This is a genomic window from Isoptericola sp. NPDC056578, from assembly GCF_042793275.1.
GTDB lineage: Bacteria > Actinomycetota > Actinomycetes > Actinomycetales > Cellulomonadaceae > Isoptericola.
In genome coordinates this window covers 65,642-87,627 of record NZ_JBHTVC010000014.1, presented here as the reverse complement: position 1 = coordinate 87,627, position 21,986 = coordinate 65,642, and the positions used below count along the sequence as shown (strand labels likewise).

Genomic DNA, 21,986 nt, shown 5'->3' with positions numbered 1-21,986 from the left:
GGGCTCGCGGGCACCTGCTGCGCCACGGGCCGCGCCGCCGCGCCGGACGGAGCCGCCGAGGCGGACGGCACCGACGTGATCGGGCCCTGGGGCGCCGCCGCGGGGCGCGCGTCCTGGGCCGCGGCCGGGGCGCTGCCCAGCACGCTCTGCCGCTGCGGGGCGCCGACCGCCGCCGGCGCTCCACCGGCCACCGGCGCGCTCACGGCACCGAAGGCCGGGGACACCGGAGCCCACGCCGGGGACATGCCCCCGGAGGCTCCGGGCGCCGGGCTGTCAGAGGGCGGAAATGCCATTGAGAACACTCTCCAAGACGCTCAGAGACAGGCCCGAGTGGGAACTGCCGTGACCCGTGTGGACGTTCACCGGGGTCGAGGTGTGCACGGTGATGTGCCCCTCCTCCTGCATGTCCGCGACCAGGATGCGGACGACGCCGAGGGGCAGTCGCAGCAGCGCGGAGAGCTCCGCGATCGAGACGTAGGTGTGCGCGGCGTGCTGCAGGATCGCCCGCTTCTCCGGGGTGAGCCCGACGCTCGTGACGGCACCGGGCATCACCTCGACCAGCGCCTCGAGCGGCAGGTCGGACAGGGCGGATCGGACGCGGCCACCGGTCACCGCATAAGGACGCACCGTCGAGGCCTCGTAGCCGTCTGCCGAGTGCGCACCCAGAGAACCGAACGATGCGTGCGTCATGGTCGCGACCTCATCCCACCCGCGCGGAGCGCGTCGAGCCGTCCACCGGAAGGTTCCCGCGCATCTCCGAGATCAGCTGCGGGGTGAGCGTGGCCTCGGTACGGGAGACGAGCAGCGCCATCTCGTAGCCGATGAGCCCGATGTCGCAGGACGACTCGGCCACCACGGCGAGGACCGACCCGTTCGAGACGTTCATCAGGAAGAGGAACCCGTTGTCCATCTCGATGACGGCCTGCCGCACGTTGCCGCCGTCGAGCTGACGCGCCGCCCCGCGCGTCAGGCTCGACATGCCGGAGACGATCGCCGCGAGCTGGTCACCGCTGGTGCGGTCGAGCTGGTCGGACATCGCCATGAGCAGACCGTCCGCCGAGACCACCAGGGTGTGGCGGCTGCCCGGGACGGTGCGCACGAAGTTGTCGAGAAGCCACCCGAAGTTGGTCGCTTCAGTACTGAGGGTCACGCTTCCTCCTCGTCGATACGCCGAAGGCGCAGGTCACCGCTGGTGCGGCGCGGATCCAGGGACATCATTCACGGTAGGGGCGGCCTGCGTCGAGGCCCTGACGGCCCCGGCGTCGTTCCGGCCGCGGCTCGTGGCGGACTGGAACGCCGACAGTCGCGACCTCAGCTGCTCCGGGTCCCGCTCGATGCGGGCCGTGAACCGCTCGGTCGACGCTGTCGACTCCCCCGCCCGCTGGCGTCGCGCGAGGCCGCCGGCCTCGTTCGCGACCGTCGTCGGGCGGTACGTCTGCTCGTTCGTCGAAGTCACGTTCCCTTCCTGGAAGACGCCGCGCTGCAGCATCGTGGACATCTCCTCGTACAGGACGGCCGAGGCCATCCACTCCGACCGCGCCTCGACGGTGTCGGGGACGAAGTGCGGGTCCAGCGGGTCGTACCCCGCCGGCTCCGTCGGGCGCAGCGGCAGCACCGAGCCGCCGTACGACGTCGCCGCCGAGGGCGCCGGGTCGTCGACCGGCGCGTGCCGCGGTGCGTCGTCCTGCGGTGTCTCGTACGCGTGGGCCGCCCCGAAGGCCGGTGCCTCGGCCCGGGTCGGCTCCGGCGCGGCCTGGGGGGCCGGCGGGAACGGCGACGCGGTCGGGGCCGCCGGGGCCGCCGGGGCCGCCGGGGCCGCGGGCTCCTCTGCCGAGGGCTTGCGTCCGAACAGGCCGCGCTTGCGACCGCCCTGCGTCGGCGCCTCGCGGCCGGCACGACGTCCCGGCAGGTCGGCGATGAGGTCCTCGAACGGCGGCAGCTCCTGGAACGCGTCCCGCCCCTGCGCCTCCGTCGGCGCGAGCGAGTCCGTCGGCGCGAACGGGCCCGAGGACGGGGGCGTCACCGGGTCGAACGACGGCCCGGGGACGGGAGCCGAGACCGGCCCCGCCGCAGGCTCCGTGACCTCGCGCACGACCGGGTCGAACGACGACGCCACGGGCTCCGTGTAGGGGACGGGCGCGGGCTCGTGCCGGACCGGCTCCACGACCGGAGGCGCGGGCTCGACCGGGGCGGCGGGCGCGACGTCCCGCGTCGGCAGCGCCACGGCGGGCGCCGCCTCGGTGGCCGGTCGGTACGGCTCCGGCTGCACGGGCGCGAACGGCTCCGCCGCAGCCGATTCGACGGGCGCGTCGACGGGCGGATCGACGGGCACCGGCGCGGGCGCGGCCGCGAACGGGACGTCCTGCACGGAGACCGGCGCGACGGGCTCGACGAGGGCCGGCGGCAAGGGCGCCGGCGCGGCCGGCGTCAGGGGGGCGAGCTCGTCCGGGAGGGCCGCAGGGTCCTCCGTCACCGCGTCGAGCTGCAGCGTGCTCTCGGTCTCGGAGACGTCGAGGGACCCCATCGAGCGGAAGCTCGAGAACAGGCCCGCCCGCTGGTCGACGCCGAGGACCGGTGCCGACACCGGCTCCGGCTCGGTGACGGGCTCGGGCTGCGCGCGGTGCCGGCTCGGCAGCGAGCCCGCCGAGGCCTCGACCTCCGCCGGCGGCCGCCAGGAGTCGGTGGTCGTCTCGTCCACGAGGTCCGGGAGGTCCGGCGTCGCGAGCGGCGGCAGCACGATCGGGCCCGTGTCCGGCCGCGTCACGGCGTCACCGGAACCGACGCCGGAGCGCCGCCGGCGGGGCATGCCGATCGACGTCGTGCCGTCGGTGAGCGCGTCCAGGTCGACGGGCACCGCGGCCGGCGGCTCGGGCTCGACCGGGAGGGCCGCCTGCGCCACGGGGGCGACCGGGGCGACCGCCGGGGTCGGCATCGTGGGGGGCTCCACCGCGTCCGGGACCCCGAACGACGGGGCGGGCTCCGCAGCCTCGAAGGGCACCGCGGCGACCGGCCCGGAGGTGTGCTCCTCGAACGCCTCCGCGATCTGGCCGCCGAGGTCGGCCGCGGCGTTCTGCGTGGCCGCCTCCAGCGGGTCGGTCGGCTGCGGGAGCGGCAGCGCGTCGTCGGGCAGGAACAGCTCCGTCGGGAAGACGACGGTGACCTCCGTGCCCGACCCCGACGCCCCGGTCTGGAACCGGACCTGCGCGTTGAGGCGGTCGGCCAGGCGGCCGACCACGAAGAGGCCGAGGCGCTGGGCGCCGACCGCGTCCGACGCGGAGCGGCTGGAGACCTTGATGTTCGCGTCCGCGAGCTCCTCGGGGCTCATGCCGAGCCCGTGGTCGCGGACCATGACGACGACCCCGCGCTCGTCGCGCGACGTCGACACCTCGACGGGCGTGTGCGGCTCGGAGAACATCGTCGCGTTCTCCAGCAGCTCCGCCAGCAGGTGCGCGGAGCTCAGCGCGTTGTGGCCGAGCATGTGCGGGTCCACGCCCAGGTCGAGGCGGACGCGGTCGTAGAGCTCGATCTCGGACGACGCGGTACGCACGACGTCGGAGATCGGCATCGGGTTGCGCACGCGACGGCCCGAGTCGATACCGGCGAGCACCAGGAGCGACTCGGCGTTACGGCGCATTCGCGTGGCCAGGTGGTCCAGGCGGAAGAGGTTCGACAGCGTGCTCGGGTCCTCCTCGGACCGCTCGAGCTCGTCGAGGAAGGAGAGCTGGCGGTTGAGCAGCACCTGGTCGCGGCGGGCCACGTTGACGAACATCTCCGCGATGGAGCCGCGGAGCGCCGCCTGCTCGCGCGCGACGACCATCGTGGTCTCGTTCACCTCGTTGAACGCGGCCGCGAGACGCCCGATCTCGTCGCTCGACTCGACCGGCACCTGCACGAGGTCGATCGACGGCGCCTGCCCGGGCACGGCCATCTGCTCCACCATGCGGGGCAGACGGTCGCGCACCTCCGCCGTCGCGGAGGTCAGGCGGGCCAGCGGCTGCACGATGCGGCGCGCGATGAGCAGCGCCAGCAGGAACGACACGAGCACGACACCGAACGCCGCGGCTCCGGTCAGCAGCGCGGCCGTCTGGGCGCTGCCCGCGAGGTCCTTCGAGTACTCGACCACACCGTCGCGGGTCTCGTCGCGCACCGGCTGCGTCGATTCGACCCAGCCCTGCGAGAGCTCGTTCCACTGGCTCGCGACCTCGGGGTCGATGCCGGAGAAGTTCAGGTACCGCAGCTGGAGGCGGGCCCGGTCGAGGTCCGCCTCGTAGCCGGGCACCTCGAGCCCGCCCGGGATCAGGTCGAGCTGCTCCTGCGCGGTCGCGATCAGGGCGTCGGTGGTCTGCAGCAGGCTCACCATGCGGCCGTTGAGGTCCGACGGCGGGGCATCGCCCTGCGCGAGGAAGTTCAGGGCCGCGCCGGCGACCGGTCGCTCCATGGTGTTGGCGAGCATCGCCTCGTCGAGGGAGACGTAGGCGTTGATGCGGCGCGTGAGGCCGGCGTCGTCGCTGCTCTGCGCCACGGCGCGCGGGACGTCGAGCGCGTTCTCGCTCAGCGCGGTGTACCGCTCGGTCGCGCGCGACTCCGAGAGCTGGCCGGAGATGACGTTGCGCTGCAGGTCGTCGAGGACCGTGCGGTCGCGGAGCGTCCGGTTCACCGCGTCCTGCACGTTGGTGGGCAGCGCGCTGATGTCGAGCACCTCGAGCGCCTCGTCGCGCTCGTCGAGCGCGCGGTCGGTCGCCTCCTGCGCCTCGACGAGCGCCTTCTTGGCGCCCGGGATCCCCTTGTCGGCAGCGATGTTCGTGGCGCGCTCCGCGGCCACGGCGGAGCCGGCCTCGTCCTGCAGCTGCAGCGACTCCATGAGGGCCGCGGTCTGCTCGGCGCTGCGGTTCTCCTGCAGCGACTGCCAGGTGATCCAGCCCGCCGTCAACGCCAGGACGAAGATCGGCACGGCGAGTGTCGCAAGAATCTTCCCGCGAACGCCCAACCTGCGGAGCATCTGAACCTCTCTCCAACACTGTTCGTCGAGGCGGCCGGCCGTCGCCGTCCGATCCTCGGGTGGGTGCCATCACGTCCGGCACCACCCCCCGCGCCCGGCTGGGCTTCCAGGCACGCGAGTAGGCTCCATCGGTGTGCGAGCGGTCACGATATCGGCACCTGGCGGTCCAGGGAAACTCACCCTATCCCTCGTCAACCTGGGCAAACCGGGCCACGGCGAGGTTCTGATCGATGTGGCCGCTGCGGGGGTCAACCGCGCTGACCTGCTGCAACGTGCCGGAAACTACCCTCCGCCGGCCGGCGCTCCCGAGTGGCCGGGCCTGGAGATCTCGGGTACGGTCCGCGCGCTCGGGCCGGGGGTGACCACCTGGGCGCCCGGTGACCGCGTGGTCGCGCTGCTCGAGGGCGGGGGCTACGCCGAGCAGGTCGTGGCGCGCGCCAGCCAGCTGCTGCCGCTGCCCGACGGCGTCGACCTCGTCGACGGCGCCGCGCTGCCGGAGGCCGTCTGCACCGCCTGGACCAACCTCGTCGACACCGGCCGGCTGCACGCCGGCGAGACGCTCCTGGTGCAGGGCGGCTCGGGCGGGGTCGGCAGCGTCGCGATCCAGCTCGCCGCAGCGCTCGGGGCGCGCGTGGTCGCCACCGCGGGCGGCCCGGACCGCGCGGCCCGCTGCGTCGAGCTCGGCGCGGACGTCGCCGTCGACCATCGCACGCAGGACGTCGTGGCCGCGGTGCGCGACGCGACCGACGGGCGCGGGGCCGACGTCGTGCTGGACGTGCTCGGGGGCGGCGGGCTCGCCGACAACGTGCGCGCGCTCGCCCCCGGCGGCCGGCTCGTCGTCATCGGGCTCCAGCAGGGACGCCGGGGCGAGCTCGACCTCAACGCCCTCATGGCCAAGCACGCGTGGGTCACCGGGACCCTGCTGCGCCCGCGCAGCGCCGAGGAGAAGGCGGCGCTGGTCGCGACCGTGTGCGAGCGGGTGTGGCCCCTCGTCGCCGACGGCCGGGTCCGGCCCGTGGTGCACGCCCGGGTGCCCTTCGCCGAGGCACCGGCCGCGCACGAGCTGCTCGAGTCCGGCGCCGTGTTCGGCAAGGTGCTGCTGGTGCCCTGACGCCCTCGATCGCCGTCCGGCCGGCCCGACCGGCCCTTGTCCGTCCCGTGGGCCACACTGGGGAGCATGACCGAGAGCGACGACGGCACTCGCGACACCGACGACACGGCTCCGCGCGTGGTCACCCCGGACGGGGAGGCCACCGGGCCCGAAGGGGTCGCCGCCCCCGCCGAGGAGGTCGCGCCGGCGGAGGAGTCGTCCCGCATCGAGGAACCCGCCAAGGTGATGCGCATCGGCGGCATGATCAAGCGGCTGCTCGACGAGGTGCGCGACGCCCCGCTCGACGACGCCGCCCGCACCCGGCTCGCCGAGATCCACGAGCGCTCCCTCACCGAGCTGGAGGAGGGCCTCTCGCCCGACCTCGTCGAGGAGCTGCACCGCATCACGCTGCCGTTCTCGGACGAGGGCGTGCCGTCGGACGCCGAGCTGCGCGTGGCGCAGGCCCAGCTGGTCGGCTGGCTCGAGGGCCTGTTCCACGGCATCCAGACGGCGCTGGTCGCCCAGCAGATGGCCGCGCAGGCGCAGCTCTCGCAGATGCGGCGCGCGCTGCCGCCCGGGGCGCACCCTGCACCGTTCGGCCCCGGTGGGCCGGCGGGCCCGGGGCAGCCGGGCCAGCCGGGGCAGGACGACCGGCGCCCCTCCCCCGGTCAGTACCTGTAGGGCCGCCGAGGGACCGCCGTCAGGACCGCGCCGTCATGGCGATCGCGCCGGAGACGAGCGCGAGGCCGGCCAACTCCGGCCAGGTGGGCACCTGTCGCAGCACGACCGCGCCGACGAGGACGGCGGTCGCGGGCAGGAGGGCGAGCAGCACCGAGAACGTGGCCATGCCGACCCGGCGCAGCACCACCTGGTCCAGCACGTACGGGACGACGGACGAGCAGATCGCCACGACCAGCAGGAACAGCAGCAGGGGCGGGTCGGTCACGACCTCGGGCGTCGACCACGCGAAGAACGGCGCGAAGGCGACGGCGCCCGCCGCCATGCCGACCGCGAGCCCGTCGACACCGGACCCGGCGTGGGCGACGCGCTTGCCCAGGACGATGTAGCCGGCCCAGCACGCGGCGGCCACGAGGACGGCGGTCAGCCCGATCACGGCGTCCTCGCGCGGGATCCCGGAGCCCAGGGTGACGCCCGCGAGCAGCACCACGCCGGCCGCCGCCACCACGATGGCCGCCCGCTCCTGCCAGCCGCGCCCCGTGACGGCGGCGACCGCCACCGGGCCGAGGAACTCGATCGCGACGGCGACCCCGAGGGGCAGGTGGTCGACGGCCACGTAGAACACGACGTTCATCGCCGCGAGGACGACGCCGAACAGCGCGGCCGCGACGAGGTCCCGGCGGGTCCAGCGTCGTCGCCACGGGCGCCGCCACGCGAGGAGGACGACGGCGGCGAGGGCGATGCGCCACCAGCCGACGGTCGGCGCCCCCAGGCGGTCGAAGAGGCCGACCGCGACGGCCGCGCCCGCGTACAGGGTGAGCCCCGAGACCAGGAACAGCGCGGGGGCCGGCACGCGGTCCAGCGCTCCGCGCGGGGAGGGGGCGGCGGTCGACACTCCCGGAGCATACGGGCGCAGCACATCCGGCCCGAACCCGCGACGGGGAGGACTCCCCACCCACGATGTGGACGGGACGTGGACGACCCCTGGACGTCACGTGCGCACGCGCCCTACGCTCGCGGGGCTGTCAGGCCGGCGCGCGACAACGCGCGCTCGCGGAGCCATCGGCCCGCCGCCCTCCCCATCGACCCTGTGAGGCCGTCATGTCCTTCCCGGACGCCATCAAGTCCGTCTTCTCGCAGTACGCCACGTTCTCCGGCCGCGCGCGTCGCTCCGAGTTCTGGTTCTGGTACCTGTTCGTGGTGCTCGTCTTCCTGGTCGAGGGCGTCCTGCTCGGCATCGCCGGCAACGCCACGCTCGACCCGGCGACCCGCACCTACGGCGCGGCCTTCTACGTCGTCTCGGGCCTGATGAGCCTCACCGGGCTGGCCTTCGTCCTGCCGACGCTCGCCGTGATGGTGCGCCGCCTCCACGACCAGGACAAGTCGGGCTTCTTCTGGTTCATGACCTTCATCCCGCTGGCCGGCCCGATCATCATGCTGGTCTTCTACGTGACGGCCGGCACCGTGGGGCCGAACCGCTTCGGCGCGGACCCGAGGGGGCTGCAGGCCACCCCGGCCGCGCCGTACGGCGCGCCGGTCCCCCCGCCCGCGGTCTGACCGCGGCGGGCGGACGACGCACGACGACGGCGGTCCGGGCGGGTGCCCGGGCCGCCGTCGTCGTCCGTGCGTGCGGTGCGTCCCTCGCGGGCCGTCAGCCCTTGACCGCGCCCGCGAGCATCCCGCGGACGAAGAACCGCTGGAGCGCGATGAACACGATCAGCGGCACGACCATCGCGATGAACGCTCCGGCGGTGAGCAGGTACCAGTCCCCTCCTCGCGTGCCGGCCAGCTCCGCGATCTTCACCGTCAGCGGCTGATACTCGGGGGCGGCGAACGTCAGGCCGACGAGCAGGTCGTTCCACACCCACAGGAACTGGAAGATGCCGAACGACGCGATCGCCGGGACCAGCAGCGGGAACAGCACGCGGAAGAAGATCTTGACGTGCCCCGCCCCGTCGACGCGGGCCGCCTCGACGAGGGACGCCGGGATGTCCTTCATGAAGTTGTGCAGCAGGAAGATCGCCAGCGGCAGCGCGAAGATCGAGTGCGAGAGCCACACCGTCCAGAAGCTGCCGTTGACGTTCCAGTCGACGTAGTCCGCCAGCAGCGGCACCAGGGCGATCTGCAAGGGGACGACCTGCAGCGAGAAGACGGCCACGAACAGGAAGTTCCGGCCCGGGAACTTGATCCACGCGAACGCGTACGCCGCGAGCAGCGAGAGCGTGATCGGGATGAGCACCGCGGGGATCGTGATGACGAACGAGTTCACGAAGAACGTGGACAGGTCGTTGCTGTTCCCGTACAGCGCCTCGTTGTAGTTGTCCATCGTGAACTGGGCGTCCCCGGTGAACAGGTCGCCGAACACCGTCCACCAGCCCGTGCGGCGGATGTCCTCCTGCGGGCGGAACGACGTGATGAGCAGCCCGAGCGACGGGATCGTCCACAGGATGGCGATGATGATCGCGATCCCGGACGCCCACGGGGAGCTGAGCTTGCCCTTGGTGGCGATCGCCCGGCGCTCCAGGCGCGAGAGCTTGCGGACGCCCGCCTGAGGGACGTCGTCGTCGAGAGCGGAGCCGGCGACGGCCTGGCCGGGGGTGGGGGTCGAGGTCATCGGATCTCCTCCGACTTGCGCATCTGCCGCACGTTGTACGCGATGATCGGGATCACCAGGATGAACAGGACCACGGCGAGCGCCGCCGCCAGTCCCTGGTTCCCCTGCCGGAACGCCTGCGTGTAGAACTCGTTGGCCACCACCTGGGTGCCGAACTGGCCGCCCGTCATCGTGCGGACGATGTCGAAGGCCTTGAGCGTGCCCATGGCGATCGTGGTGAGCACCACCACGAGGGCGGGCCGGATGCTCGGCACCGTGATGTAGCGGAACATCCCGAAGCCGTGCAGCCCGTCGAGGCGGGCGGCCTCGACGATGTCGTCCGGGATGGCCTTGATCGCCGCGGACAGCACCGTCATCGCGAACCCGGTCTGGATCCAGATCATCACCACGATGAGGAACCAGGTGTTCCACGGCTGGCCGATGAGGAACTGCTGGGGTGGCAGGCCGACCCACACCAGCAGCTGGTTGAGCAGCCCGATCTGGTTGATGTTCGCCTGGTCGGGACGGAACTCGTAGACGAACTTCCAGATGATCGAGGCGCCGACCATCGAGATCGCCATCGGCACGAACACGAGCGCCTTGGCGAGCTTCTCGAACCGGGTGCGGTCGACCAGCACCGCGTACCCGAGGCCGATGACCGCGCTCAGCAGGGGCGCGAGGATCACCCAGGCGGCGGTGACCAGCAGCACCTGCTGGAACTGGCTCTGCGTGAACGCCGTGACGTAGTTGTCGAGCCCGATGAACTCGGTGCCGTTGCGGTTGAAGAAGGACTGCCAGAGGGTGATCAGGCCGGGGCGGAGCAGCCCGTACGCGAGGAAGAGCAGCGGCACGCCGACGAAGCCGGCCGCCACCACCCACGACGGGATGCGCTTCGGCCGGTCCACCAGGAACAGGATGAGGCCCATCACCGCGGCGAAGAGCACCACGGCGACCACCATGAGCAAGAACTTCTGCCCCGTGGTGTCAGGCTCGAGCAACCAGGTCATCGATGACCTCCTCGAGGAGTCGGGACGGAGACGCGAGCGGCGCGCGGTCCGGGGACGTCCGACGACGCCCCCGGACCGCGCGGTCGAGCGGGATCACGCGGCGAGCCGGCTCACTTCGGCCAGGACGCCTCGATCTTGTCGGTGACCTCCTGGGTGCTCGACCCGGTCAGCCAGTTCACGATGCCGGTCCAGAACGTGCCGGCACCCACCTCGCCTGGCATGAGGTCGGACGCGTCGAACGCGACGACCGTGTTCGGGTCGGCCAGCACCCCGGCGACGTACTGGTCGAACTCCGTGGAGAGGTTGTTCGGGTCGAGCCCGTTGTTGGCGCTGACCCAGCCGCCGTCCGGGGTGGACAGGGCCTTCTGGTTGGCCCAGTCCGCGCTGGAGAGGTAGGTCTGGAAGGCCTGCACCTCGGGCCGGTCGTTGAACGCCGCCACGAACTCGCCGCCGCCGAGCATCGGCTTGACGTCGGTCTGGTCGGTGGGCAGGTAGAAGGCGAAGACGTCGCCGTCCTCGGACACCTCGGTGCCCTCCGGCCACTGCGTCTGGTAGAAGTTCGCCGCCCGGTGCATCCAGCACTGCTGGTCGAGGATGCCGTTGCCCGCGTCGGTCCACGACTGCGTCGCGATGGAGTCGACCCCGCCGAGGCCCGCGTTGACGTAGTCCGGGTTCTTGAGGATCTCACCCGCCGTGTCCCACGCCTTGACGACCTTGGGGTCGTTGAACGGGATCTCGTGGGTGTACCACTTCTCGTAGTCCTCGACGCCCGCGGTGCGGAGCATCATGTCCTCGATGAAGTCGGTGCCCGGCCAGCCGGTCGCGTCACCGGACTCGACGCCCGCGCACCAGACCTGGCCGCCGGTGTCGTCGTGGATCTTCTGGGTGAGGTCCATCAGCTCGGTCCACGTCTGCGGCACCTCGTAGCCGGCGTCGGAGAACATCGACGGCGAGTACCAGACGAACGACTTCGCGTTGGCGCCCAGCGGCGCGGAGTAGAAGGTGCCGTCGACCGTGCCGTAGCCCTTCCAGGTCTCGTTCCAGAACTCGTCCACGTTCTTGGCGGTGGCGTCCGGGGCCGGCTGGATGGCGTCCGGGTAGTCCTTGACGATCGTGTTGAGCAGGCCCGGCTGCGGCAGGTACGCGATGTCGGGCGCGTTGCCCGCCTTGATGCGGACCAGCAGCTGCGCCTCGAACTCGCGCGACGCCTCGTAGTCGATCTTGACGCCCGTGCACTCGGTGAACGCCTTGTACGAGTCCTGCTGGGTGGCGCCCTCCGGGTCCACGATCGACGTGTAGACGCTCACCGTCTTGCCGTCCAGGTCGCCGAACTCGTCGTAGGCGGAGCAGTCGATCTCCGCGCTGGAGGCGCTGGTCTCCTCCTCGCCGACACCACCCTCGCCGTCGGGGTCGCTGCACGCCGCCAGCACGAGCGCGAGGCCCGCACCGCCTGCCGCCAGCGCCAGTACGCGTCGCCGCGCCGTCGTCGTTCGTCTGGTCATTGCCGAGCTCCTCCACTGCGTCGTGGTCCACGGAGGTGTTCCCGCCGATCGGCGGCCCGTGATCCCCTGGTCCCCCTGACCGGGATACTGCCTCCCTCCAGAGTTCACCGCACCCCCACCTGCAGGTGCAAGTTCCTGCAAGTCGTTTCACGGTCACGACTCGGTGACGATTCGTGACACCCTGGGACCCGGACCCCCGTCACGTACCTTCCGAGAGGACCGCCATGATCGAGCTGAGGAGCCCGCGAGAGATCGACCAGATGCGCCCCGCGGGGAGCTTCGTGGCCGAGGTGCTCACGGCTGTCCGCGACGCCGCCGACGTCGGGGTGAACCTCCTCGAGCTCGACGCCGTCGCGCACCGGATGATCCGCGACCGCGGCGCCGAGTCCTGCTACATCGACTATCACCCGTCCTTCGGCGCGATGCCCTTCGGCAAGGTGATCTGCACGTCCGTGAACGACGCCGTCCTGCACGGGCTGCCCCACGACTACGCCCTGCGCGACGGGGACCTGCTGACGCTCGACTTCGCCGCGTCGGTCGACGGCTGGGTGGCCGACTCGGCCGTCTCGTTCGTGGTCGGCACCTCTGCCTCGCCGCAGCGCGCGGCCGCGGACGCCAAGCTCATCGAGACCAGCGAGGCGGCGCTCGAGGCCGGGATCGCCGCCGCCACCGTCGGCAACAAGGTCGGCGACATCTCCGCCGCGATCGCCAAGGTGGCGCGGGGCGCGGGCTACGAGATCAACACCGACTTCGGCGGCCACGGCGTCGGGCGCACCATGCACGGCGACCCGCACATCCCGAACGACGGCCGCGCCGGCCGCGGCTTCCCGCTCAAGCCGGGCCTCGTCATCGCCATCGAGCCGTGGTTCCTCGAGACCACCGACGAGATCTTCACCGACCCCGACGGGTGGACCCTCCGCTCCGCCGACGGCTCCCGCGGCGCCCACAGCGAGCACACCATCGCCGTCACGAACGACGGCCCGGTCGTCCTCACCGCGCGGGGCTGACCCCCCGGGGCAGAGAGAGGAGCACCGGCACGACGCCGTCCTCGGCGACCGTCCCGGTGACCTCGTCCGCGGCCGCCCGCACGACGGCGTCGGCGTGCCCCATGGCGACGCCGCGACCGGCCCAGCGCAGCATGTCGACGTCGTTGCGCCCGTCGCCGACGGCCACGGTGTCCGCGGGGTCGACGCCGAGCCGCTCGCGCAGCCGCTCCAGGCCGGACGCCTTCGTGACGCCCTTCGGGGCCACGTCCATCCAGGCCGTCCAGCCGACGGCGTAGGTGACGTCGCCCAGCCCGATCCGGGCGGCCATCGCGCTGAACTCCTCGGGCGTCCGCTCGGGGCTGCGGATGACGACGCGCGTCACCTCGCGCGCCCACAGCTGCTCGAAGTCGACGACCTGGTGGACACCGTCCAGCTCGCCCTCGGGGAACAGGGCGTTCATGCGGAAACCGACGCCGATGTCCTCGACGGCGTAGCGAGCGTCGGGAAGCTCCTCGCGCAGCAGGCGCAGCGCCGGCCCCGGGTCGAAGGTACGCACCTCGTCGAGCTCCCAGCCGTCCGGGTGCCCGGGGTCCAGGCGCACCGTCACCGCGCCGTTGGAGCACACCATCCAGCCGGTCGTGATGCCGAGCAGCTCCGCCACCGGCGTCATCGCGATGAGCGACCGGCCCGACGACAGCACCACGTGGTGCCCCGCCGCCTGGACCGCCGCGACGGCGTCGCGCACCGCGGGCGACAGGCCGCCGTCGTACCCGAGCAGGGTGCCGTCGATGTCGAGGGCGACGAGCCGCCGGGTGGCCTGCTGAGCCGGCTGCCCGCTCACGCGACCGGCTCGAGCACCTCGAGGCCGCCCAGGTAGGGCCGCAGGCCCTCGGGCACGCGGACCGAGCCGTCGGCCTGCTGGTGGTTCTCGAGGATGGCGACGATCCAGCGGGTGGTGCCCAGCGTGCCGTTCAGCGTGGCGACCGGTCGCGTGGTGCCGTCGACGGTCCGCTCGCGCACGCCCAGGCGGCGGGCCTGGAACGTGGTGCAGTTCGACGTCGAGGTGAGCTCGAGGAAACGCTCCTGGGTGGGCAGCCACGCCTCGCAGTCGAACTTGCGCGCGGCGGAGGTGCCGAGGTCCCCCGCGGCGGTGTCGATGACGCGGTAGGGCAGCTCGACCTTGGCGAGCATCGCCTCCTCCCAGGCCAGCAGGCGCTGGTGCTCGGCGGCCGCGTCCTCCGGGTCGCAGTAGCTGAACATCTCGACCTTGTGGAACTGGTGCACTCGGATGATCCCGCGGGTGTCGCGGCCCGCGGCGCCGGCCTCCCGGCGGTAGCAGGCGCTCCAGCCCGCGTACCGCTTCGGGCCCGCCGAGAGGTCGATGATCTCGTCCGCGTGGTAGCCCGCGAGCGCCACCTCGCTGGTGCCGACCAGGTACAGGTCGTCCTTCTCCAGGTGGTACACCTCGTCCGCGTGGCTGCCGAGGAAGCCGGTGCCGCGCATGGTGTCCGGCTTGACCAGCGTCGGGGTGATCATCGGCGTGAAGCCCGCACCCACCGCCTGGTCGACCGCCGCGTTGAGCAGGGCCAGCTCGAGGCGCGCCCCGATGCCGGTGAGGAAGTAGAACCGCGAGCCCGACACCTTGGCGCCGCGCGCGGTGTCGATCGCCGCGAGGCCCTCGCCCAGCTCCAGGTGGTCGCGCGGGGCGAAGCCCTCGGCCGCGAAGTCGCGCGGCGTGCCGACCTCCTTGACGACGACGTAGTCGTCCTCGCCCCCGGGCGGGGCGCCCTCGACGACGTTCGCGATGCCGTAGAGGAGCTCGTCGAGCTGCTTCTCGGCGCCCGACGCCTCCGCCTGGCGCGCCTTGACCTGCTCCGCGAGGTGCTTGGTGCGGGTCAGCAGCTCGGCCTTCTCCTCGCCCTGCGCCTGGGCGACCTTCTTGCCGAGCGCCTTCTGCTCGGCGCGCAGCGACTCGAACTCCGTGAGGGAGGAGCGACGGCGCGCGTCGGCGTCGAGCGCCGCGTCCACGAGGGCGGGGTCGTCGCCGCGGGCCAGCTGGCTCGCACGGACGACGTCGGGGTTGTCGCGCAGCAGTCGGAGGTCGATCACGCCCGCAAGCCTAACGGCCGGGCCGCGCACGGCCCCACGGATATCCGCGGTGGTCCGCGGTGCCGGACTACCTCGGCGGGTCCGGTGCTACCTCGGCGGGTTCGGTGCCACCTCGGCGTGAGATGGGCGACTTCGCCGGGTCCGGCAGCCCGATCCGTCGTAGGTTGCCGTCATGCCGGACGAGTACGCGGAGATCGTCGCGCTGGTCGTCGCGCTGGCCCTCGTGCTGAGCGCGCTCGCCGCGACGTTGGTGCTGTGGCGCAGGGCCCGCACCCGAGAGCACGTCCTCGCGGCGCGGGACGCCGGGCGCGCGCAGGAGGGCGAGGCCCGCGGGATGCGGCTCGCCGTCGTCATCAACCCCTCCAAGGAGGGCGCGGCGGACGTGCGCGCCGTCGTGGAGCGGGTGTGCGGCGACGCCGCCCTGCCCGACCCCCTGTTCTACGAGACCACGGTGGACGACCCCGGCACCGGCCAGGCCCGGCGGGCGCTGTCCGACGGGGCGGACGTCGTGGTCGCCGCGGGCGGGGACGGCACCGTGCGGGCCGTGGCGGAGGTCCTGGCCGGCACCGGCCGACCGATGGGCCTCATCCCGGTCGGCACCGGGAACCTGCTCGCCCGCAACCTCGACCTGCCGCTCACGTCGGTGACCGACGCGGTCGCCATCGTCCTGGGCGGCACCGACCGCGCCATCGACGTCGGCCGCGCCCGGGTCAGCGAGTTCGCCCCCGACGCCGAGCCCCTCGTCGACGGCGACCCCCACCAGGCGCACCTCTTCCTCGTCATCGCGGGTCTGGGCTTCGACGCCGCGATGGTGGCCGACGCGGACGACCAGCTCAAGGCCAAGGTCGGCTGGGTGGCCTACTTCCTCGCCGGGGCGCGGCACCTGCACGGCCGGCGGATGCGCGCGACCATCCGCCTCGACGACGGCGAGCCCGTCGAGGCGCGGCTGCGCAGCATCATGGTCGGCAACTGCGGCCGGCTGCCGGGCGGCATCACGCTGCTGCCCGACGCCGTCATCGACGACGGCGAGCTGGACGTCGCCGCCATCGACACCCGCGGCGGCCTGGCCGGGTGGGCGCAGCTGTTCGGCGAGGTCGTGGCGCAGGGCCTCGGCGTGCGCAACGACCTGCCCGGCAAGATCGGCCGGATCGACCACACCCGTGCCCGCCGCGCGGTGATCCGGGTGGACGACGGCGAGCAGGCGCAGGTGGACGGCGACCCCCTGGGCAACGCGGTCGAGCTGGAGACCTGGGTCGAGCCCGGCGCGCTCGTGGTCCGGACGGGATGATCGCGTGAACGTCCGGCGTCCCGCGGCGACCACGCGGCCCCCGCGACCGGGCGGTGCATAGGCTGGCCCGCGTGATCCGCCCCGCCCGCGCGCTCGTCGCGTCGACGTTCGCCCTGCTCGCCGCCCTCCTGCTCGGAGCGCCGGCGGCGTCCGCGGCCCCGGCGCCGGCGGACGCCGAGCCGCCGGAGACCCCCCTGGTACTCGCCGGCGTGTCGGGCCTGCAGTGGTCGGACGTCGACGCGGTGCGCACCCCGCACCTGTGGCGCCTCATCGGGGGCGGCTCGGTCGCGTCGATCGCGGTGCGCACCCTCACCCCCACCTGCCCGGTCGAGGGGTGGCTGACCCTGTCCGCGGGCAGCAAGGCCGTCGCGCAGCCCACTCTCGTCGAGGGTGCGGACGCCGACGAGGAGGAGTCGGGGCGGGCCCCCGACGACGGCGCCCCCGCGCTCGGCTGCACCACCGTGCCCGTGCCCCGCACGACGGCGGGCGGCACCGCGAGCGGCACCGAGGACGGCACCGAGGACGGCACGGAGCGCACGCACGTGCCGGGGTGGACGGAGCTCGCCGCGAGCGACCCCCTGACGCCGAACGCCGCCGAACCGGGCGCGCTCGGCGAGGTCACCGACGTCGCGCGGGCCTGCGCGACCGCCGTCGGCCCGGGCGCCGCCGTCGCGCTCGCCGACGCCTCCGGCGACGTGGCGCGCTACCTCCCCGACGCGGGGCGGCTCACGGCCGCGCAGGTGGCCGAATGCCCGGCCACCGTCGTCGACCTGGGCGTGCTGCCCGACGCCGCGAACGAGCGCACGGCCGCCGTCGAGGAGCTCGACGCCCAGGTGGGCCGGCTCGCCGGCCTGCTGCCCGCCGGGGGGCGTCTCGTGGTGGCGGGGATCTCCGACACGCCGCTCGGCCCTGCTGACCTCCAGGTGGTCGTGGACTGGACGTCGCCCGGCGGCAGCGCGACGTGGCTCACCTCGACGTCGTCCCGCTGGGCCGGGGTGGTCGTGCTGGCGGACCTGTCCGCGACCCTCGCCGACACCGTGACCGGGGGCGCCCTGTCCGGGACCGCGCCCGAGGACGACGCCGCGACGGACGACGAGACCTCGACCGGCGAGGGGACCGACGAGGCCGACGACACGCTCACCCCGGCCCTCGCGCCGTTCACCGGGTCCCCGCTGGAGCGGGGCGACGACCGCCGCATCTCCGTCTCCCGCACGGTGGAGAACCGGCAGTACCTCAGCGTGCTCACGGACACCGTGCCGCGCCTGTCCCCGCTGGTGCTGGGGCTCGTGGGCCTGGCCGACGTCGTGGTGGTGGGCGCCCTGCTGCTCGCCGGCCGCCGCGGCGCCCGCCTCGACGGGCCCGACGCCGCCCGGCCGACCCGGCCGCGGTACGGCCGACGCGTGGGCCTCGCCGTGCTCGTCGTGGCGTCGAGCCTGCCCGTCGCGGCGTCGCTGGCGACCCTGTCACGCTGGTGGGCGGCGCCGTCACCGGTGACGACGCTGGTGCTGGCGCTCACCGTCGCGGCCCTGGTCGCCGCGCTGGTCGCGTGGTTCGCGCGCCGCCTGCTGCCGCCGTCGCCGTGGCGCCTCGCGACCAGCCTCGCCGGCGTGACCTGGCTGGTCGTCACGGTGGACGGGCTCACCGGCACGACGCTGCAGCAGGGCTCGCTGCTGGGCCCCGCGCCGTCGCTCGGGGCGCGGTTCTACGGCTTCTCCAACACCGTCTTCGCGGTCTACGCGGTGGTCGGCCTGGTGCTCGCCGCGGGGCTCGCGGCGGCCGTGCGCGCCCGCGGCGGCAGCCCCGCGCGGGCCGGGTGGACGGTGGCCGCCGTGGGCGTGGTGACCGTGCTGGTCGACGGCCTGCCGCCGTTCGGCGCGGACTTCGGCGGCATCCTGGCCCTCGTCCCGGGCTTCGCCGTGCTGGCGCTCGGCGTCGCCGGGGTGCGGATCACCTGGCGGCGCGTGCTCCTCGTCGCCGCGGGGACCGTGCTCCTGGTCGCCGTCGTGTCCGTCGTGGACTGGTTGCTGCCCGGACCGGGCAGCCACCTCGGCGGCTTCGTCAAGTCCGTCGTCGAGGGCAAGGCCCTCGGCGTCGTGGCCGGCAAGGCCGCCGGCGCCTGGGCCACGGTCGCCAACCCCGCCGGCGCGGCCGCGCTGCTCGTGTGCGTCGCCGCCGCGTGGGCCGTGCTCGCCCCGGGACGCGCGCGCCTGGACGGCCTCGCCCGCGCGTACCGGCAGGACCCGGTGCTGTGGCGGCTCGTCGTCGCGCTGGTCGTGACGGCCGCCGTCGGCACCCTGCTCAACGACTCCGGCGTCGCGGTGGCCGCCATCGTGCTCGCCCTCGCGCTGCCGGTGCTGCTCGCCGGGCGGCTCGCCCACGCCGACGACGCGAGCAGGGCAGCCGCGGCACCCCGGGACGACGCCGCGCGCGCCGCCGGGCCGGTGCTCTCCCGCGTGCCGGCCGTGCTCGTCGGGGCGTCGGCGGGGCTGCTCGTCGCGCTGCTCGTCGGCACCACGGCGCTGCCCGGGTCGGGGTCCGCGCGGGCGGGCGACGTCTCCGGCACGGGGACCCCCGTGGTCGACGACGCGCACCCCGTGGTCATCGTCGGGACGCAGGGCGTGCGCTGGGAGGACGTCAGCCCGTCCGCCACGCCGACGTTGTGGGAGCTGCTGCGCGACGGCGCCAGCGGTGCCGGCGTGACGCCCGCCGTCGGCGGCGCCTCGGCGACGTGCCCGGCCGCCGGGTGGCTCGGCCTGTCCTCCGGGCGCAGCCCCGTGACCGGCCAGACCACGGACGGCGCCTGGTCGTGCGCGCCGTGGGACGTCGCGCCCGACGACGCCGGCGGCGGCACGGGTGACGACGGCGCCGCGACCGTCGACGGGTGGGACGACCTCGCCGCGCTCCAGTCGTCGTCCGAGTTCCGCCCGACCCTCGGCGTGCTCGGCGACGCCCTCGACGACGGCGGCGTCTGCGCGACCGCCGTCGCCCCCGGCGCGGCCCTCGCCCTCGCCGGCCGCGACGGGACGGTGGCCCGCTACCGCGACCTCGACGCGGCGCTCGCCGACCCGGCCGGGACCTTCTCCTGCCCCGTCACCCTGGTCGACGCCGGCAGCGCGCCGTACCACCCGGACCCCGACGTCTACACGGGCCTCGTCCCGCTGACCGACGACGCCACGGCCGACGGCCCCGCCCGCGATGCTGCCCTGCGCACCGTCGACGCGACCGTCGGCCGGGTGCTGGCGGCGGTGCCCGCGGACGCGACCGTGCTGGTGATGGACGTCGGCAACCCGGCCCCCGGTCGCCCGTCCCTCGGCATCGGCGTGGCCGACGCGGACGCGGACGACGCGCCCGCCTACCTCACGTCCGGCGCCACGCACTGGCTGGGCGTCGTGCGGCTGCTCGACGTGCCGACCACGCTCGTCACGGCGTTCGGCCTGCCCGTGCCCGCCGACCTCAGCGGCTCGCCGATCGAGCTCGCCGCCGAGCGCCCCGGTGGCACCGGGGCCACCGTGCGCGAGCTCGCCGGCCTCACCGAGCGCGACCACATGCTGCGGGTCACGACCGGCACGGTCACGACCACCCCGGCCTACGTGGGGCTCGCGGCGTTCGCCCTGGTCGTCCTGCTGCTGCCGCGCCTGCGCCGCACGTGGCCGCGGGCCGCGGGGAGGTCGGCGCGCGTGCTCGACGCCGTCCTGCTGGTGTGCGCCGCGGTGCCCGCCGCCGCGTTCCTCATGACCGCGTGGGGCTGGTGGCGCCTCGCCGAGCCCGCCACCTCCCTCTGGGTGACGCTCGGCCTGAGCACCGTCGTCGTGGCGCTCGTCGGCGCGCTCGCGCCCCGCCGGCCCGCGTGGGCGGGCGCGACGGTGATCGCCACGCTCACCTTCCTCGTCCTCACGATCGACGCGGTGCTCGGCACGCCCCTGCACCGCGGCAGCCCGCTGGGCTCCGCCCCGACCCTGGGCGGCCGCTACTACGGCTTCGGCAACCCCACGTACTCGATCTACGCGACGGCCGCCGTGGTCGCGGCCGCCGGGCTCGCCACGGCCGTGCGGCGCCGCTGGGGCAGGATCCCCGCCGGGGTGGTCGCCTCGGCGGTCGGCCTCGTGACCCTGGTCGTGAGCGTCTGGCCCACCCTCGGCGCCGACGTCGGCGGCGGACTCGTGCTGGTGCCCGTGTTCGTCGTCCTCGTGCTCGGCGTCGTCGAGGCCCGCGTCACGTGGAAGCGGCTGATCCTCGCCGGGCTCGCGGGCGTGGCGCTCGTCGCCGCGATCGGCGTCGTCGACTGGCTGCGGCCCCCGGCCGAACGCACGCACCTCGGCGCGTTCGTGCAGTCCGTGGTCGACGGCACCGCCCTCGAGACCATCGCCCGCAAGGCCGGCTACGCCCTGCGCTCGTTGGGCGGCGGCGTGCCCGCGTGGCTGGCGCTCGCCGTCCTCGTCGGCCTCGCCGCGGTGCTGTGGGGCGGGCCCCGCCTGCGGGCCCGGTGGCTGCAGCGCACCGAGGACGGTTGGCCGCTGCTGCGGCCCGTGCTCGTCAGCCTGATCATCGCGGGCGTCGGCGGCGCCGTCGTCAACGACTACGGCATCCGCATGGTCTCGATCATGCTCGCCGCCGCCGTGCCGCTCGTCGGGTCGATCGTGCTGCGGTCGTGGATGACCGGCGACCCCGACGAGCCGCGTCAGCCGGCGTCGCCCGAGCGGGTGCCGGCGTCGTCCGAGGGACCCGCGCCGGCGGAGGTGTCGGCGTCGTCAGGGGCCTCTGCCGTGTCCGACGAGGCGGAGCGACCCGGCACGTAGACGGACGTCTCGGGCTCCGGGTGCTGCCGGCCCCGGACGACGAACAGCGCCACGCCCAGCGCGACGGCGACGAACGACGTCCAGATGTTCGCCGGGACGCCGAGCCACTCGTTGCTCGTGGGGTCGATGCGGAGCGCCTCGAGCCAGCTGCGACCGAGCCCGTACCAGACCAGGTACAGGGCGAACAGCCGGCCCCAGCGCAGCCCGTACCCGGGCTCGCCGACGGCGTCCGCCCGGACCTCGGCGCGCCGCCGCACCGCCCGCTCGACGAGGAGCAGGACGGCGACGCCCAGCAGGTTCCAGAGCATCTCGTAGAGGAACAGCGGGTGGAACAGGGTGTCGTCCGGGAACCCGGCCACCGGGTGGTCGATCTCGAGGCCCCAGGGCAGCGTCGTGGGTGCCCCGAACAGCTCCTGGTTCATGTAGTTGCCGAGCCGGCCGACCGCCTGGGCCGCGAGCATGCCGGGCGCGAGCGCGTCCGCGAACGACCAGAAGCGCAGGCCCGCCCGCCGGCACCCGATCCACACGCCGAGCGCACCGCCGAGGAGCGCGCCGTAGATGGCGATCCCGCCGTCCCAGATGCGCACCCACTCCCAGTAGCCCCACGGCCCGGTGCCGTCCGAGTAGTCGCCCAGGTGGGTGAGCACGTGGTAGATCCGCGCGACGACGATGCCCAGCGGCACCGCCCACATCACGATGTCGAGGGTCACCTCCGGGCTCGCGCCGCGCGCGACCAGGCGCCGGTGCGTGATCCACGTGGCCAGCGCGATGCCGGCGAGCAGGCACAGCGCGTAGACGTGGACCGAGAACGGCCCGAGCTCGAGCACCGCCCACGCGGGGTCGGGGCTGGGGATCGAGGTGGGGAGTCCTCCGACAGCGGGCATCGCGGTCATCGAGGGCATGGGGGGCATGGCCCGAACCTACCGTGCGGGTGTCGT

Annotated in this window: 16 protein-coding genes and 1 pseudogene; 6 read left to right on the top strand and 11 right to left on the bottom strand. The window is 74.1% G+C overall.

Going from position 1 to position 21,986, the window contains the following annotated elements; genetic code table 11:
* The 4 genes and pseudogenes from ACFQ80_RS08065 to ACFQ80_RS08050 form a co-directional block, all read right to left on the bottom strand.
* A pseudogene (locus tag ACFQ80_RS08065) lies at positions 1 to 245 on the bottom strand (hypothetical protein); the annotation flags it as partial.
* 28 nt (positions 246 to 273) lie between these two features.
* On the bottom strand, positions 274 to 690 hold the full coding sequence (locus ACFQ80_RS08060; protein WP_429730019.1) for a DUF742 domain-containing protein: 417 nt from the start codon (positions 688 to 690) through the stop codon (positions 274 to 276).
* Between the two features lie 10 nt (positions 691 to 700).
* Positions 701 to 1,150, bottom strand: coding sequence for a roadblock/LC7 domain-containing protein (locus tag ACFQ80_RS08055; protein WP_079573344.1), 450 nt, complete (start codon positions 1,148 to 1,150; stop codon positions 701 to 703).
* Positions 1,151 to 1,183: 33 nt separating this feature from the next.
* Entirely contained in the window at positions 1,184 to 4,951 is a 3,768-nt protein-coding gene (locus ACFQ80_RS08050; protein ID WP_430563274.1) for an ATP-binding protein, read from the bottom strand.
* 181 nt (positions 4,952 to 5,132) lie between these two features.
* Between ACFQ80_RS08050 and ACFQ80_RS08045 the strand changes: the two genes are divergently transcribed.
* Complete coding sequence (locus tag ACFQ80_RS08045; protein ID WP_430563273.1) at positions 5,133 to 6,110, top strand: NAD(P)H-quinone oxidoreductase; 978 nt, start codon at positions 5,133 to 5,135, stop codon at positions 6,108 to 6,110.
* Between the two features lie 66 nt (positions 6,111 to 6,176).
* The gene (locus tag ACFQ80_RS08040) at positions 6,177 to 6,770 is read left to right on the top strand and encodes a bacterial proteasome activator family protein (RefSeq protein ID WP_430552310.1); all 594 of its coding nucleotides are present in this window, start codon (positions 6,177 to 6,179) and stop codon (positions 6,768 to 6,770) included.
* 19 nt (positions 6,771 to 6,789) lie between these two features.
* On the opposite strand, the gene ACFQ80_RS08035 is transcribed toward ACFQ80_RS08040, so the two are convergent.
* Positions 6,790 to 7,620: a DMT family transporter gene (locus tag ACFQ80_RS08035; RefSeq protein ID WP_430563277.1), complete on the bottom strand. Its 831-nt coding sequence runs from the start codon at positions 7,618 to 7,620 to the stop codon at positions 6,790 to 6,792.
* A 248-nt stretch (positions 7,621 to 7,868) separates the two neighbouring features.
* Between ACFQ80_RS08035 and ACFQ80_RS08030 the strand changes: the two genes are divergently transcribed.
* Positions 7,869 to 8,324, top strand: a complete 456-nt coding sequence (locus ACFQ80_RS08030; protein WP_430552311.1) for a DUF805 domain-containing protein — start codon at positions 7,869 to 7,871, stop codon at positions 8,322 to 8,324.
* Positions 8,325 to 8,418: 94 nt separating this feature from the next.
* Here the strand turns inward: ACFQ80_RS08030 and ACFQ80_RS08025 are convergent, their stop codons facing one another.
* The 3 genes from ACFQ80_RS08025 to ACFQ80_RS08015 form a co-directional block, all read right to left on the bottom strand.
* On the bottom strand, positions 8,419 to 9,381 hold the full coding sequence (locus ACFQ80_RS08025; protein ID WP_430552312.1) for a carbohydrate ABC transporter permease: 963 nt from the start codon (positions 9,379 to 9,381) through the stop codon (positions 8,419 to 8,421).
* Positions 9,378 to 10,367, bottom strand: a complete 990-nt coding sequence (locus tag ACFQ80_RS08020; RefSeq protein WP_430552313.1) for a carbohydrate ABC transporter permease — start codon at positions 10,365 to 10,367, stop codon at positions 9,378 to 9,380. The genes ACFQ80_RS08025 and ACFQ80_RS08020 overlap by 4 nt, the downstream gene beginning before the upstream one ends.
* Positions 10,368 to 10,477: 110 nt before the next feature.
* Positions 10,478 to 11,869 (bottom strand): ABC transporter substrate-binding protein, encoded by a 1,392-nt coding sequence (locus ACFQ80_RS08015; RefSeq protein ID WP_430552314.1) that lies wholly within the window; start codon positions 11,867 to 11,869, stop codon positions 10,478 to 10,480.
* A 224-nt stretch (positions 11,870 to 12,093) separates the two neighbouring features.
* Here ACFQ80_RS08015 and map point away from each other — a divergent pair, with 224 nt between their 5' ends.
* Entirely contained in the window at positions 12,094 to 12,876 is a 783-nt protein-coding gene (gene map / locus ACFQ80_RS08010) for a type I methionyl aminopeptidase (RefSeq protein WP_430552315.1), read from the top strand.
* Here map and ACFQ80_RS08005 read toward each other — a convergent pair.
* Positions 12,860 to 13,696 carry an HAD family hydrolase gene (locus ACFQ80_RS08005; protein ID WP_430563272.1) on the bottom strand — a complete coding sequence of 279 codons (837 nt, stop codon included), beginning with the start codon at positions 13,694 to 13,696 and terminating at the stop codon, positions 12,860 to 12,862. The two genes, map and ACFQ80_RS08005, sit on opposite strands and share 17 nt — an antisense overlap.
* A complete protein-coding gene (serS, locus tag ACFQ80_RS08000; protein WP_430552317.1) occupies positions 13,693 to 14,964 on the bottom strand; it encodes a serine--tRNA ligase in 1,272 nt (423 codons plus the stop codon). The genes ACFQ80_RS08005 and serS overlap by 4 nt, the downstream gene beginning before the upstream one ends.
* Before the next feature lie 172 nt (positions 14,965 to 15,136).
* On the opposite strand from serS, the gene ACFQ80_RS07995 reads away from it, so the two are divergent.
* Together ACFQ80_RS07995 and ACFQ80_RS07990 are read left to right on the top strand one after the other, a co-directional pair.
* Entirely contained in the window at positions 15,137 to 16,252 is a 1,116-nt protein-coding gene (locus ACFQ80_RS07995) for a diacylglycerol/lipid kinase family protein (RefSeq protein ID WP_430552318.1), read from the top strand.
* 71 nt (positions 16,253 to 16,323) lie between these two features.
* Positions 16,324 to 21,048 carry a hypothetical protein gene (locus ACFQ80_RS07990; protein WP_430563271.1) on the top strand — a complete coding sequence of 1,575 codons (4,725 nt, stop codon included), beginning with the start codon at positions 16,324 to 16,326 and terminating at the stop codon, positions 21,046 to 21,048.
* Here ACFQ80_RS07990 and lgt read toward each other — a convergent pair.
* The gene (gene lgt / locus ACFQ80_RS07985; RefSeq protein ID WP_430563270.1) at positions 20,931 to 21,959 is read right to left on the bottom strand and encodes a prolipoprotein diacylglyceryl transferase; all 1,029 of its coding nucleotides are present in this window, start codon (positions 21,957 to 21,959) and stop codon (positions 20,931 to 20,933) included. The two genes, ACFQ80_RS07990 and lgt, sit on opposite strands and share 118 nt — an antisense overlap.
* Between the last annotated feature and the right edge of the window lie 27 nt (positions 21,960 to 21,986).